We start from the raw sequence: 13,268 nt of genomic DNA, 5'->3' as shown, positions 1-13,268 counted from the left end.
TATTATGCTCCTTTGAAAAATGGGCACAAATGCATTCCCGTTTTTATCCGGGGAAGGCGGCCCATGCCTCAGCCTGATATCAATACAATAAAAGAGATATACGGCTTTATAAAACGCGCTGAATACTGAAGTTATGGCAGACTATTTTTCGACATCTCTATCATTGGTGGCCGCAAACTGCATCAGTGCTCCCATGGCGTCTGCTGCCATCGTTCAAGTAAGAAGTCGCTGAAGACGGTCAGTCGGTGCGGCACGGGTTCTCTGCGTGCTCGCACGAGGCTGATTTTGGATGCCACGCCTTCCCAGTCAGGCAAGACACGCACCAGTTGGCCATTGTGCAATTCCTCGTGGACGTCCCAAACTTCACGCAAAGAAATTCCCAAGCCAGCAAGACACCATTCATGTAAAACTTCGCCATTGTCGCTGCAGAGCGTGCCGTCGATGGCGATGGACTTCTCGCATCGGCCTTTTTGCAGCGGCCATGTGTTTTGCAGTAATCCAGGATAGGCAAACACCAGGCAATTGTAGTGCTCTAACTCTTCCGGTCGTGCGGGATTTCCATGTGCCGCAATAAACGTCGGCGAAGCCACCAGAATGCGTCGGTTATCGGCTACCCGACGAGCAAGAAGTCTTGAGTCTGCCAACTCACCCATTCGAATCGCCAGATCCAGATCGCCTCTGTACAAATCCTGGATCTGATCGGAAAGACGCAGGTCAAATCCAACTCTTGGGTGTAACCGACAAAAATCAGTTATCGCTGGGGCAACAAATTTTCGCCCAAAGGGGGCTGGCGCGGTTAAGCGTATGTGTCCGGTCAGTTCCTGACTTCCGCCTTGAGCAAGCCCTTTCACTTCATCCAGAACTGAAAGGGCAACACGTACTCTTTCTGCAATGACGCGTCCCTCATCCGTGATGCGTAAGTTACGGGTGTTCCTTTCAAACAAGGTGGTCCCAAGAGCCCCCTCCAGCCTGGCAATCTGCTTGCTGACAGCTTTGGGGGTAATCTGAAGGTTCCTTGCCGCCGCTGAAAAGCTCAGACAGTCAACAACATGCAGAAAGACGGCGAGATCATCGTTGCGCAACTTATTTGGGCCATTTAAGGGAAAGTGTTTGTCTATTTTAGTCACTTCAATACTTAAAGCAAATCATCCAGAATAACCTCTGATGATGTTCATCCCACCTAAGCAGTTTTGAGCTGTGGACGGATGCCCTCCCCCTCTTTACGTTTAAAGGAGCTAACAAATGGCACAGCGCATACTGTTCGTATTGACCAGTCATGATCGAAAAGGTCCTGCAGATGCAATGGACGCCGCACCGAGCGGTTTCTACCTGTCTGAGGTAACACACCCACATAAAGTGCTCATCGAAGCCGGTTTCAGCATTGATTTCGTTAGCCCCCAGGGAGGCAAAACCCATGTCGACGGATTGGATCTGGAGGATCCGGTCAATGCTGCATTCTGGAATGATGCGGTGCTTCGTAAGGCCATCGAAAACACGCTGGCACCGTCACAGGTCGATCCCGATGCCTATGCGGCGATCTTCTATGCAGGTGGTCATGCGACGATGTGGGACTTCCCAGATAACACAGAACTGGCTGCTATTGCCGCGAGTATTTATGAGCATGGAGGAGTGGTCTCTGCGGTATGCCATGGACCGGCAGGACTGGTGAATATCGAGCTCGCTGATGGTCGTTATCTGGTCGCAGACAAGGAAGTTTCGGCATTCACCAACGAAGAGGAGCGTGCGGTTGGTTTGTACGAGACGGTGCCTTTTTTGCTCGCCGACGCCTTGCAGGAACGAGGGGCCAGGCATCTACCGGCAGCAGATTTTCAGGTTCAGGTCGTGGTGAGCGAGAGGCTGGTGACTGGCCAGAACCCAGCCTCTGCTAAAGGTGTGGCTGAAGCGATGCTGCCTCTGTTGGTGTCTAGCGCTTATGAGCGGGAATAAGCCATGAACGAGCGCATGCCCTTCGTTATCTACGTCTTCGCGCTCTGTGCCTTCGCATTGGGATTCACCGAGTTTGTCACCATCGGTCTGGTGTCCAACATTTCCGCTGATCTGCACTCCAGCGTCAGTCAGGTGGGAACGGCAGTGACGGTTTATGCGCTGGGTGCGGTCATTGGCGCCCCGGGACTGACAGCGCTCGCCACCCGCTGGCCGCGAAAGCGTCTCCTGTTAGCGGCCATGGGGTTGTTCACGCTGGGAAATACGGTGGTGGGTTTGTCGGACGCCCTGACGCCTATGTTGGTGGCTCGCTTTGCTTCCGGACTTGGTCATGGTGTGTTTCTCGCTGTGGCCTCCAGCGTTGCCACACAACTGGTTGGGCGTAACCGCGCCGGTGCTGCGGTTGCAGTTGTCTTCGCAGGTCTGACGCTTGCCTTGGCTTTGGGCGTACCGCTAGGGACTTACCTGGGTAGTATCTTGAGCTGGCAGGTGATCTTCATGGCTGTGGCCGCCTGTGGCACAATCGGCTTCGTGGGCCTACTGATCCTGATGCCGACCGACCACAATGATACTTCGGCGCAGGCCAACGCGATGGATGGCCTCAAGGCTATATTCAATCCGCGCCTCCTGGCAGGTGCTGGCATCACTGTACTGGCTTATGCTGGCTCGTTCACGCTCTATACCTACATTTCGCCTATCCTGCTGGTGGTAACCAAAGTCAGCGAAAGCACTGCCAGCCTGCTGATGCTGGGCTATGGCGTGATGGCTGCCATCGGTAATGTCTGGGGGGGGGCGCCTAGCCGACCGCAGAGATGCTGATGCGGCAGTGATGACAGTACTGATCGGTTTGGTCGTGGTGTTAATTGCAATCTGGATATTTGCTCCATCGCTAACGCTCATGGTGCCACTGGTCGGCCTGTTGGGTGCGCTGACCTACGCCGCAGTGCCCGCCTTACAGGCTCGTTTGATCGGACTATCGCACATCCATGCACCACAAGCACCTGCGGTAGCTGCCGGGTTGAATATCGCAGGCTTCAATGGCGGCATTGCACTGGGTTCTCTGCTGGGCGGGGTAAGTCTGGAGACGATAGGGTTGGCCAGCACTGGCTGGGTCGGTGCGTTCACTGTTTGCCTGGGCATTATTTGGATGCTCTGGCAGATCCGCCGTCCCGCGTTCCTGGATACAAGAGTTAAAGGATAGTGTAGGCCTTCAACTGATTCGCTTATAAATGTGGTGCTCACCCTGCCAAGTAACAGAGCAACTTACTGCTGACTGATGGGTAAAATAAGACTCTACTCTGATTTGAGAATGGTGCTAAGCGCACCTCACGTAGCGCCAAAAGTCGCAGCCTTGGTAAGTTCCAGGTATTGCTTTAAGATCTCTGACGAGTTGTCTGGGGAATATACAACAGCGATACCACTGGACAAACTTTTAACCTCTGCTTTTAGTCGTCGAAAGACAACGCCCTGCCGCTTGACCTTCTGTAGTGATGAAAAGATGAATGCGATCCCTTGCCCCTCGGCAATAAGGCCGAGCAAGATATGGTGATCATCGGGTTCAGGGATCATGTTGGGTTTGAAGTCAATCTGTTCGAAGAACGACTGGCAGTGATCATAAAAACCTGGGTTCAGTCGCCGTTCAAAGCGAAATATTGACTCACCGCGAAGGTCATCAAAGCCTAGACTGCGCTTACGGGCAAGAGGATGAATGGCGGGCAATGCGACTATGAGTGGATCCTCAAATAGCATCTCGACCTTCAGACCTTTAGCCTCGGTATGCAAGCCGATAAAGGCTACATCCATTATTCCGTTTTTGATATCCCGCACAAGACTGATCGAATGCTTGCCTTGAGTAACAATCTGCCAGTTAGGGAAACGCTGACGTAAAGGCTCAAATACATCAGGAATAACGCTTCGGTCAAACACGGTTGTGTAACCCACGACGAACTTACCTGCAACGATAACGCGTGCCGCTCTAGCGGCAGCTATAGCCTTATTTGCTTGCACTAATGTCCGCCTGACCTCGGGTAAAAATGCGGCACCTGCTTTTGTCAGTGTCACCCCACTCCGGGTTCGCACGAACAGCTCAACGCCCAACACCGCTTCGAGCTGCTGGATCTGCCTGCTCAATGGGGGTTGGGATATGTGTAGTCGCGCCGCAGCCCGCCCGAAATTAAGCTCCTCGCTGACAGCAAGGAAGTATCGAAATTGTCGTAGATCTATAGGTTCATTCATACCTAAAAGGTATCACAAAAATGGTATTGGATGAACCTATTGGGCGAAATGTAAAGTGCACACATCAGTTAATTAAGGAGTGATGATGAACAACGAACGCTATGTCAGAGGCTGGGAGAAGCTCAAAGAGATTGATGGAAAAGCGGGTGAGAACGTCATAGAAAGTCTGGAAGATATCGCCCCCGACTTTGCTCGGCTACTCATTGAGTTTCCGTTTGGTGACATCTATTCAAGACCGGGACTCGACCTCAAAACTCGAGAACTTGCCGTTGTAGCATCCCTCACAGCGATGGGGAACGCATCTCCACAACTCAAGGTGCATATCTATGGCGCTCGCAATGTTGGCTGCTCTCGGCAAGAGATCATCGAAGTTATCATGCAGATGGCGGTTTATGCTGGCTTTCCTGCTGCAATCAACGGCCTGCTTGCCGCTAAAGAAGTCTTCTTGCAGGAAAGAAGCTCTTCTGCTCTATGCGGCTGATACTCATTATGGCAGCTTCACCGAGTTGGTCTACAGCACCCCAAAAGTGATCAAAAGATATATTGATGTTGGACAGCGTAGTGTGCAGACACCACGTTTTAGATTCACTCATTGCGGCGTAAAATTACAAATGCATAAATTCACAAAATCAATACTTACTAACAGAACCATGGCTGCTTCACTCCTGTGTTTATTGATGAACCCAGTGCATGCCGGAGAACCCCTATTCACAGGGTTCCAGTCACCCACTGCTATCGTAACCGCACAAGACGGTATGACCTACGTATCGGACTGGAGTGCCGATACTGTAACGCGCATCAGTGCAGATGGAAGACGTACCATCTTAGCGCGCAACATTCCTGCGGCCTCCGGCTTGGCGCTGGATAGCGCAGGAGGACTCTATGTGAGCTCGTATTCAGGCCATTACATCCTACACATCGCTGCCGATGGGAAGAGTCGTCGAATTGCCGAGAATTTGGCTACACCTACTGGGATCGCTTTTGGACGCAACGGGCGGTTGCTTGTCGCGAACCGTGGTTCTGGGGAAATACTCTCTATCGATGTCTCAACCGGACAAGCTGAGATCGTGGCTCGGTCACTTTCGCTGCCAGTCGGCGTCGTGGAAATGGAAGATGGTAGCCTGGTGGCGTCTCAGTATGGCGGGCGAGTGACTCGGATCTCGTCTGATGGGAAACATCAGGAAATGGGGGCCAGTTTCAATCGTCCAGGCGTAGGTATTTTGTCTGATGGCAAAGATGCTGTGTTCGTTATTGACAACGGTGCTAACGCAGTTCGGAGGGTAACGTTTGATGGTCACTCGACTATCGTAGTCAGTGATTTATCTGGGAGTGCGGTCGCGCTGGGTCGGGGACGTAACGCTGATTTATTGGTGGGGACCTGGGTAACAGGAAATGTCTATAGCATTCGGCCCTAAGTGATGGTTTTTTGAGGCTGTGACAGCACCACGGGCAGTTAAGGGACACAGCCAAATTTCCCTCCATTCTTTTATGAGCAGTACATGTATTAGTACATAAAAATCGCAAAAATTATTTATTACTTTAAAATCAATATATTGAAAACAAATCTTCAGGTACAGCACAACACCAACTTTTTCTACGCTAATGCGACAGAACCGTTTTTGACGCACTCAGAGATGGCTCGCGACTTTCTGGACATACACCTGCAGCCAGAACTACGTCAGGCGTGCGACCTGAATACCCTGCGACTGGAGTCTGGCTCCTTCATCGAAGAAAATCTACGCGCCTACTACTCTGATGTACTGTATTCCCTTAAAGCAGGGCAGGGTGACGGTTACATATACGCGTTGATCGAACATCAAAGCACCCCAGACAGGCATATTGGCCTGCGCATGATGCGATATGCTATTGCCGCCATGCAGCGACACCTCAAAGCCGGCAACGATAAATTGCCCCTGGTTATTCCCTTTGTTGGATATATTCATTTTTTGAATGCCTGAAATGAACAGTTTTGTTTTTTAGAATTATAGCGAGTCGCCTAAGCTGACATCCAGTTCATGATTCATACGCTGCGGCGCTCAACGGAGAAAATGATGAAAATCCTGATGGTATTAACCTCTCATGACAAGCTGGGTAGTACGGGCCATAAAACTGGCTTTTGGCTGGAGGAATTTGCATCACCTTATTACGTTTTCCGCGATGCCGGAGCAGAGATCACCCTGGCTTCCCCCAAAGGTGGCCAACCACCGCTTGACCCGAAAAGCAGCCAGCCGGATGCCCAAACTGCGTCCACCCATCGGTTCGCATTGGACAACACTGCGCAGCAAGCGCTGGCAAAAACTCTGAGACTGCAGGAGGTTAGCGCCAATGATTTTGATGCGCTGTTTTACCCCGGTGGCCACGGCCCGCTATGGGATTTGGCGGAAGACCCCTATTCTATCACCCTAATAGAGCAATTCCAGGCGCAGAGCAAACCGGTGGCTGCGGTGTGCCACGCGCCTGCGGTGCTGCGCCATGCCAAAAATACGGCAGGCAAACCGTTGGTGATGGGGAAACAAGTCACGGGCTTTAGCAATAGTGAGGAAGACGCCGTAGAACTGACTCAGGCAGTGCCGTTCCTGGTTGAAGAAATGCTCAAGGCCAACGGTGGGCACTACAGCCGTGGCGAAAACTGGCAAAGCCACGTTGCGGTGGATGGTTTGTTGATTACCGGACAAAACCCGGCGTCTTCAGATGCTACTGCTGAAGCGTTGCTAAAACTGTTGTAAATCACGTTTACTAATATAACACCTTAATAAAATGGATGTTTTTTATGCGATTAACTAAATATGTGACTGCCCTGCTGCTTTGCCTGGGTATGAGTGCCACTGCCTTGGCAGCGGAAACCCATGGACGGATACTGGTACTGCTTTCCGGTCAAAACCAGTTACCGCTTAAAGAGGGAAAAACCTATCCGACCGGGTATTATCTCAATGAATTCGGCGTGCCTGCAGATGGCCTGCAAAAAGCGGGATATGAACTGGTGCTGGTTACACCAAACGGCCAGGCACCGAGCGTTGACCAGCGTTCGGTTGATCCGCTCTATTTTGGCGGTAACAGTACGGAAATGCTGCGTATTCAATCGGTGGTAGCAAATATGCCAGGGATTAATAAGCCGCACAAACTGGCAGAAGTACTGGCTGGTGATCTCTCTCAATATGCCGGTCTGTTGATCCCAGGTGGCCATGCGCCGCTGATTGACCTTGCCAATAACCCACAGGTGGGGGAGTTGCTGAAGCATTTCCACTCTGCAGGCAAGCCTACCGCCGCCATCTGCCATGGTCCGATTACCCTACTGTCAGCACAAGACGATCCGCAGGATTTTGAAGCAGGACTGATCCAAGGTAAAACGTCACAGGCAAAGAACTGGATATATCAGGGATATCGCATGACTATTTTTGCGGGCGAAGAAGAACAGGTTTTTGAAGGTTCACTGAAGGGGGATAAGATCCGGTATTACCCGGCCAAAGCCATGGCGACAGCAGGCGGCGAGTTGACACAGGCAAAAGCCTGGACCCCGAATGTAGTTGTTGATCGTGAGTTGATCACCGGTCAAAACCCATTCTCTGACCATGCTCTCACCAAAGCGTTGTTAGCACAGTTGCAAAACGGGCATTAATCCCTGCTTGCGCTGATCAGGTTGCCGCCAATAAGTATCCCCCCTCACAGCGCGTGAATCAGCGAACTGGATATCAGCATAGATGGCTCGCTATAATTCTAAAAATAAAAAGCGATCATTTCAGGTATTCAAAAAATGAATATAGCCAACAAAGACCTCAACCTGCTGCTGTTCTTTCACGTACTGTATCAGGAGCGTAACGCTTCTCAGGCTGCGGTTAGGATGTCACTCAGCCAGCCCGCAATGAGTCATAAGCTCAACAAGTTACGGCATGAATTTGGCGATCCGCTGTTTGTCAGGGCACCGCGAGGCCTGGCCCCCACGCCACGTGCCCATCAGCTTGCGACTCAGGTTCAAAAACTGGTTGAAGATATCGAGACGTTTTACGATCAATGTGAAGGGCGCGATTTTCTTGCACGGGATGAGCGGATACATATCTATACGACTGACTACATGGAGCAGATCCTGCTGCCGGGTTTGTTGCCCATCTTGCGGCAGGAGGCTCCCAATCTGGTGTTGATAACCCATAACACGCGTGGGATGCTACCGCGTGACGAGCTTGAAAAAGGCACCTGTGACCTGGCTATTGCCGGTTTTTACGAGCAGCTTCCAGAGACTTTTCATCAGCAGCGTTTGCTGAGCGAGGATTTTGTCGTGCTGGCAGCGGCAGATCATCCTCTGCTGTTACAGGGGCTGGATCTGAACAGCTATCTGGCTTGCGAGCATGTCCTGACAACCTTGACCGGCGATCTGAACGGGCTGGTTGATCGTGACCTTCAACGTCAGGGACTGGCTCGTAAAGTCGTTGCCGGGTTGTCCAGTTTTCTTGCGCCAAGCCGTTTAATCAGAGGTAGTGACTTATTACTCACCTGCCTGCGTTCGGTGGGGGAAGAGGCCGTTGCCCGCGATCCTGAATTGTGTCTTTACCCGTTACCTTTGGCACTGCCGCGTATCGACATGATGCAGATCTGGCATGAGCGGACACATAGCGATCGGTTACGCCGCTGGTTGCGTTTAAAAATTTACCAGCATGCTCAGGCTCTGGCTGCAAGCCGGACTATGCTTGATATATCGAGCCATTGAACTCATCCCGCAACACCGTGATATATCACGTAGCTTTTTGTAAGTGCGCTACATTTAATAGGGATTGATGATATGACGCCTGCAGTAAAAGACACGAGAAAACGTTCGACCGATTTTTTCGTACTGATTTATTTTCTTGTTTGGGATGATCGGCGTGGGATGGGGGACTTGGCGTTTTAAGTGGCCCCGATGCTTGGTACGGCAATCTGGTGAAACCCTCCTTTAGTCCGTGCAATGCCGTATTTTCGCCCGTCTGGACGTTACTCTATTTCATGACTGCGTGGCGGGCTGGCGGATCTGGCGGCCTGCATTCAGGAGTCTTGCCATGCTTTTATGGGTGATACAAATGGCACTGAACTGGCTGTGGTCCCCGGTATTCTTCTTGGAGCATCAACCGGATAAGGCGCTGATTATTATCACGCTGCTGCTGATTACGGTGCTGCTTTTATTATCCAGGCGCAAAAGCACGACAAAATGGCTTCATGGCTGCTTATTCCCTACGCGCTATGGTTTGGATTTGCCACGATCTTGAATGCATCCATTTTCTGGCCCAACTAAACGCGTTTCCGCATCGAGATCGCGAGGTCACCAATGCAGCCGCAAAAGGTTTACCGTATGTTGTCAGGGGAGATATGACGGAACTCAGGCCCATTTTAGGGGACCAACTCAACCCCGATCACTCTTGGTTCAGGCAGCGGTCAGACCATGTTGTTTACGTGATGCTTGACCTGCAAAATTACCGTGCCACATCTCGACTCTACCCGTTTTCTGAGGCGACCCCTACTTAAATGTTACCTGCCAAGAAATGCTGATTGACGCAAAGTCTGGATGGCGAGATTTGCAACTTCCAGCAGTTCCTCCTCCGTTGCGCCATCCCGAGCCTGAATGGACATGCCCTGAATGATGGCTCCGAGGTAACGCGCCAGTGTCGAGCTGTCTGTCCCAGGCTTAAACTCTCTCGCTTCAATGGCGCGGTCTATTCGACTCTTGAATGCCACAATTGCTGCCATGCGCAACTGTGCGACGTAGCTGACCTCGTCTTTATTTTCGACGGCGCACCCAAGAACTCCCGTCGAAATCATGCAACCACGTGGTCGTCCCGGCTTGCACCACTCTGTTGCCGATTCCCTCAGCAATCGCTCCAATCCCATCACAGCGGAACTTTCCTCATTAAGAGCACGTGTAGAGAAGGCACCGACGGTTTTTTGATAGTGACTCAGCACTTCATGGTATAGCGCAGACTTGGAGCCGAAGGCCGCATACAGGCTCTGTGGGGTGATGCCCATGGCCACCGTGAGATCGACGATAGACGTGCCTTCATAGCCCAGCTTCCAGAAGGTCAACATGGCCAGGTTCAGCACAGTTTCTCTATTAAAACTCGGGGGACGTCCACGGCGTCGTGGCTTGTTATTTTCATTTATCATAACGGTCATTGTTGTAAATAAATTAAACCAAGTGTAAATTACGGAACGATCACTGTGATTATAGTACGGCGTTGCCCCAATCCTTACAAGCAACCCGGTAATCTTATCCGTCTATATGGACAAAATCATGCTAAAACCCTGCCTGTTGAGCGCTGCACTTACCGTCGCGATACCCTTTGCCAATGCGCAATCGTTATTGTTTACATCCCTTGATGACGCGATCGCTAAAGCCACCGAGGGGCAGCAAATAGTTGGTACTGTCGTGCTCGTCGCACACAAGGGTGAGATCGTCTACCACCGTGCGGCGGGTAAATCCGACCGTGAACGAAGCCGGCTTATGCGCGAAGATGATATCTTTCGCCTAGCTTCTGTCACCAAACCTATCGTTTCAGTGGCTGTAATGAAGTCGATTGAGCAGGGAAAGCTGGATCTTCAGACCCCTGTCACACGATGGTTGCCTGAGTTCAAACCCCGCGAGCTTGATGGTAGCACGCCAACGATCAGCATCCACCAGTTGCTGACGCACACTGCGGGTCTAAGCTATGGATTCCTGGAGCCGTTGAATGGCCCTTATCGCCGCGCGGGCGTATCCGACGGGCTGGATATGGGTATCCCGATGCAAGAAAACCTGCGCCGCATTTCCAGCGTGCCGCTGACCTATTCACCGGGAACCGGCTGGCGTTATTCTGTGGCAATGGATGTCCTGGGGGCTGCGATCAGCGCCGCTACGGAATCGAGCCTGCCAGAACTGGTGCGTAAGCAAGTCACAGGCCCGCTGGGTATGGCGGATACTGGCTTTAGTGTCGTGGATAGCGCCCGTCTGGTGACCCCTTATCAGGATGGTGGAACAAGACCGCTAAGAATGACGTCGGACGCCGAAGTCGCGATCGGTGAAGGGAGTATCCGTTTTAACCCGGACAGGGTGTGGGATACTCATGCTTACCCCTCCGGTGGAGCGGGCATGGTCGGGACAGCGGGTGATTTTATGAAATTACTGCTGAGCCTGCGTCCTGACAGTACACATCGAGTTCTGAAGCCTGAAACGGTTGCCCTCATGATGCGAAACCATACCGAGCCACAAGTGCAAACCCTGGGGCCTGGATGGGGGTTTGGTTATGGCTGGGCAATCCTTACCAACCCGGAGCTTGCCAGAACCCCGCAAGGGAAAGGTACCATCCAGTGGGGCGGTGCCTACGGGCATAGCTGGTTCTACGATCCTGTACATGACATCGCGGTCGTCGCTCTGACGAACACGGCCATCGAAGGGATGTCGGGGGCGTTTCCACAGGAGGTACGGGATGCGGTCTATGTCGCCCTGAATCCGAAACGACTTTAATAAGTTGTAGGGAACCGGAGATAATATGACGTAACCTTCTTCCTCCCCACAACAGGTTCCCTTGGGATTTACAGACATTGTCCCGTTGCAATGCAATGTATTAAGGCTATCGCCTTTGTGGCGATAGTTACTGAGCATATGGCAAGCCTTGTGTGGGAAAAATAATAAGTAAATAAATACTATGGACTGGAAATACATTCTCTTAATTATTGCACTTTATTCTATGTATATCTGGATATAACAAATGTCGCCATATTCAGAAGTAAATAATATTATAAGGACGCCGAAACAATAAATAAACCTATTTTAAAGTTAGCGTAGTCACTCTGCCAGTCCAGAGTGACTACGCAAGGCAAAGCTTAAATTATGCTCGTTATCACAAGTGCAAACGTAGTATAGCCCTTTTCTGTTGATACTTAACTGTTATTGTTTTTCAGCATGGACAGTCATGAACAAAACAAATATGACAACACAAAGTATAATTGTTTTCCTCAGCGACTTTTTCGTGAAATTCACTGTCATTATAACCTCTCAACAATACACAGACTGATCTCAGATATTTTTAAAGGTACCAGATTTACCGAGGCTCACTTGAATATAGGGGTGTCTGCGGCGAAAGTTTTCACTAGGTGCTGCCTGCGCTTCGTTAAACTCCAGTAAAAATTCATTATCTGACCAGCGTCTGAATCGGTAAAAGGTGAGGTCACCTGAGAAACTGATTTCTGTATCATCAGACATGTCTGATAACAGGTGCTTTAAATCACCCACAGTTAATTTTTCAGTCATGCTTATCGCTCCAAGTGGTTGTTAGGATATTGAGTCTATAGGACAGGAAAGTACTGTCGTAGTGACATTTGCGGTTAACGGGTTTTGAGGTGAGTAAACCCACCAGTTACCCGGTCGACCCGAGATTTTGCGGCAACACTCCAAGCCTGGTAGACCGAACTCACTAGCAAACCTGCGGCTAGCCAGTTGTGTGCCGCCCTGTCTCGACCTTAGCCACTCGTTTGCTGCGAGGCTTTGTATGGTGAAAACCGCCAGGCTGCAATAACCCCTATCAGCAAGGGTACCGAGTACTCCGCCCTCCAGTATTGTGCTCTACGTCAATGATACGGGAAGACGACAAGTGCAGCGACACTGCTACCAAGAACGATCTGGGTCAATGAGTCCATGGCAGACTCCAACGGCCTGGTTTATCGATCTGTTGGGCATCTTGTACCTTTATCCATCTGTCATGCAGCCATTGTTCCGTTTTGCGGCGAGCGAGCAGGTATGCCCATTCCAGATCGCGCTCGAACAGCATCGGTTTCTCATCGCTACCGACGATGACCCAGAACCAGCGCCCATCAGCCTGATTGCGTGACTTGAATTTTAAACCGGTGAGTTGGACGGTCTCGTTACGGCCTGCGTGTGATAGGCGAATAGGTTCATCATGGGGGGTAACAGACGCTCCCCTCAGGCTGGTCAGCAAGTCGGGTGCAGCCTTGCGCAGGAACTCTGCCGCAATCTGCTCAGCGCGCTCACGAGACGGTAAAGGTTTTCCCACCAGGTCAAGCGAGATGTTGGCAAAACCCTTGAGTGTGCCATCGGCGGCGATCACCGTACTAAAGTGTTCTCCCTCCAGGAAGGC

Annotated in this window: 13 protein-coding genes and 3 pseudogenes; 11 read left to right on the top strand and 5 right to left on the bottom strand. The window is 51.2% G+C overall.

Annotated features, from left to right (window positions below; all coding sequences use genetic code 11):
* Positions 1-182: 182 nt before the first annotated feature.
* Entirely contained in the window at positions 183-1,082 is a 900-nt protein-coding gene (locus DRI82_RS19710; protein ID WP_114195662.1) for a LysR substrate-binding domain-containing protein, read from the bottom strand.
* A 160-nt stretch (positions 1,083-1,242) separates the two neighbouring features.
* Here DRI82_RS19710 and DRI82_RS19705 point away from each other — a divergent pair, with 160 nt between their 5' ends.
* Together DRI82_RS19705 and DRI82_RS19700 are read left to right on the top strand one after the other, a co-directional pair.
* A complete protein-coding gene (locus DRI82_RS19705; protein WP_114195618.1) occupies positions 1,243-1,947 on the top strand; it encodes a type 1 glutamine amidotransferase domain-containing protein in 705 nt (234 codons plus the stop codon).
* 3 nt (positions 1,948-1,950) lie between these two features.
* Positions 1,951-3,145: pseudogene (locus tag DRI82_RS19700) on the top strand (MFS transporter).
* 125 nt (positions 3,146-3,270) lie between these two features.
* Here DRI82_RS19700 and DRI82_RS19695 read toward each other — a convergent pair.
* Complete coding sequence (locus DRI82_RS19695) at positions 3,271-4,179, bottom strand: LysR family transcriptional regulator (RefSeq protein ID WP_114195617.1); 909 nt, start codon at positions 4,177-4,179, stop codon at positions 3,271-3,273.
* An 85-nt stretch (positions 4,180-4,264) separates the two neighbouring features.
* Here DRI82_RS19695 and DRI82_RS19690 point away from each other — a divergent pair, with 85 nt between their 5' ends.
* The 8 genes and pseudogenes from DRI82_RS19690 to DRI82_RS24790 all read left to right on the top strand — a co-directional run bounded on the left by DRI82_RS19690 (position 4,265) and on the right by DRI82_RS24790 (position 9,436).
* Entirely contained in the window at positions 4,265-4,660 is a 396-nt protein-coding gene (locus DRI82_RS19690) for a carboxymuconolactone decarboxylase family protein (RefSeq protein WP_114195616.1), read from the top strand.
* Positions 4,572-5,594, top strand: coding sequence for a Vgb family protein (locus DRI82_RS24795; protein ID WP_425452676.1), 1,023 nt, complete (start codon positions 4,572-4,574; stop codon positions 5,592-5,594). Before DRI82_RS19690 ends, DRI82_RS24795 begins: the two co-directional genes overlap by 89 nt.
* A 219-nt stretch (positions 5,595-5,813) precedes the next feature.
* Positions 5,814-6,116, top strand: a pseudogene (locus tag DRI82_RS19680) (Rpn family recombination-promoting nuclease/putative transposase); the annotation flags it as partial.
* A 114-nt stretch (positions 6,117-6,230) separates the two neighbouring features.
* Positions 6,231-6,905, top strand: coding sequence for a type 1 glutamine amidotransferase domain-containing protein (locus tag DRI82_RS19675; protein ID WP_114195614.1), 675 nt, complete (start codon positions 6,231-6,233; stop codon positions 6,903-6,905).
* 44 nt (positions 6,906-6,949) lie between these two features.
* Positions 6,950-7,795 carry a type 1 glutamine amidotransferase domain-containing protein gene (locus tag DRI82_RS19670; protein ID WP_211317695.1) on the top strand — a complete coding sequence of 282 codons (846 nt, stop codon included), beginning with the start codon at positions 6,950-6,952 and terminating at the stop codon, positions 7,793-7,795.
* Positions 7,796-7,930: 135 nt separating this feature from the next.
* Entirely contained in the window at positions 7,931-8,878 is a 948-nt protein-coding gene (locus DRI82_RS19665) for a LysR family transcriptional regulator (protein ID WP_114195612.1), read from the top strand.
* A 209-nt stretch (positions 8,879-9,087) separates the two neighbouring features.
* Positions 9,088-9,317: pseudogene (locus DRI82_RS19655) on the top strand (TspO/MBR family protein); the annotation flags it as partial.
* A gap of 35 nt (positions 9,318-9,352) precedes the next feature.
* Positions 9,353-9,436 carry a tryptophan-rich sensory protein gene (locus DRI82_RS24790; RefSeq protein ID WP_114195609.1) on the top strand — a complete coding sequence of 28 codons (84 nt, stop codon included), beginning with the start codon at positions 9,353-9,355 and terminating at the stop codon, positions 9,434-9,436.
* Between the two features lie 233 nt (positions 9,437-9,669).
* On the opposite strand, the gene DRI82_RS19645 is transcribed toward DRI82_RS24790, so the two are convergent.
* Positions 9,670-10,239, bottom strand: coding sequence for a TetR/AcrR family transcriptional regulator (locus DRI82_RS19645; RefSeq protein WP_211317694.1), 570 nt, complete (start codon positions 10,237-10,239; stop codon positions 9,670-9,672).
* Positions 10,240-10,429: 190 nt separating this feature from the next.
* On the opposite strand from DRI82_RS19645, the gene DRI82_RS19640 reads away from it, so the two are divergent.
* A complete protein-coding gene (locus tag DRI82_RS19640) occupies positions 10,430-11,638 on the top strand; it encodes a serine hydrolase domain-containing protein (protein ID WP_211317693.1) in 1,209 nt (402 codons plus the stop codon).
* A gap of 552 nt (positions 11,639-12,190) precedes the next feature.
* On the opposite strand, the gene DRI82_RS19635 is transcribed toward DRI82_RS19640, so the two are convergent.
* Both DRI82_RS19635 and DRI82_RS19630 read right to left on the bottom strand, forming a co-directional pair.
* Complete coding sequence (locus tag DRI82_RS19635; protein ID WP_114195607.1) at positions 12,191-12,424, bottom strand: hypothetical protein; 234 nt, start codon at positions 12,422-12,424, stop codon at positions 12,191-12,193.
* A gap of 373 nt (positions 12,425-12,797) precedes the next feature.
* On the bottom strand, positions 12,798-13,268 hold a 471-nt coding region (locus DRI82_RS19630; RefSeq protein WP_211317692.1), incomplete at its 5' end, for a hypothetical protein.

The sequence above is a fragment of the Edaphovirga cremea genome (assembly GCF_003332275.1).
Taxonomy (GTDB): Bacteria; Pseudomonadota; Gammaproteobacteria; order Enterobacterales; family Enterobacteriaceae; genus Edaphovirga; species Edaphovirga cremea.
The sequence above is the reverse complement of the archived record's forward strand: the minus strand, read 5'-3'. Positions and strand labels throughout refer to the sequence as shown.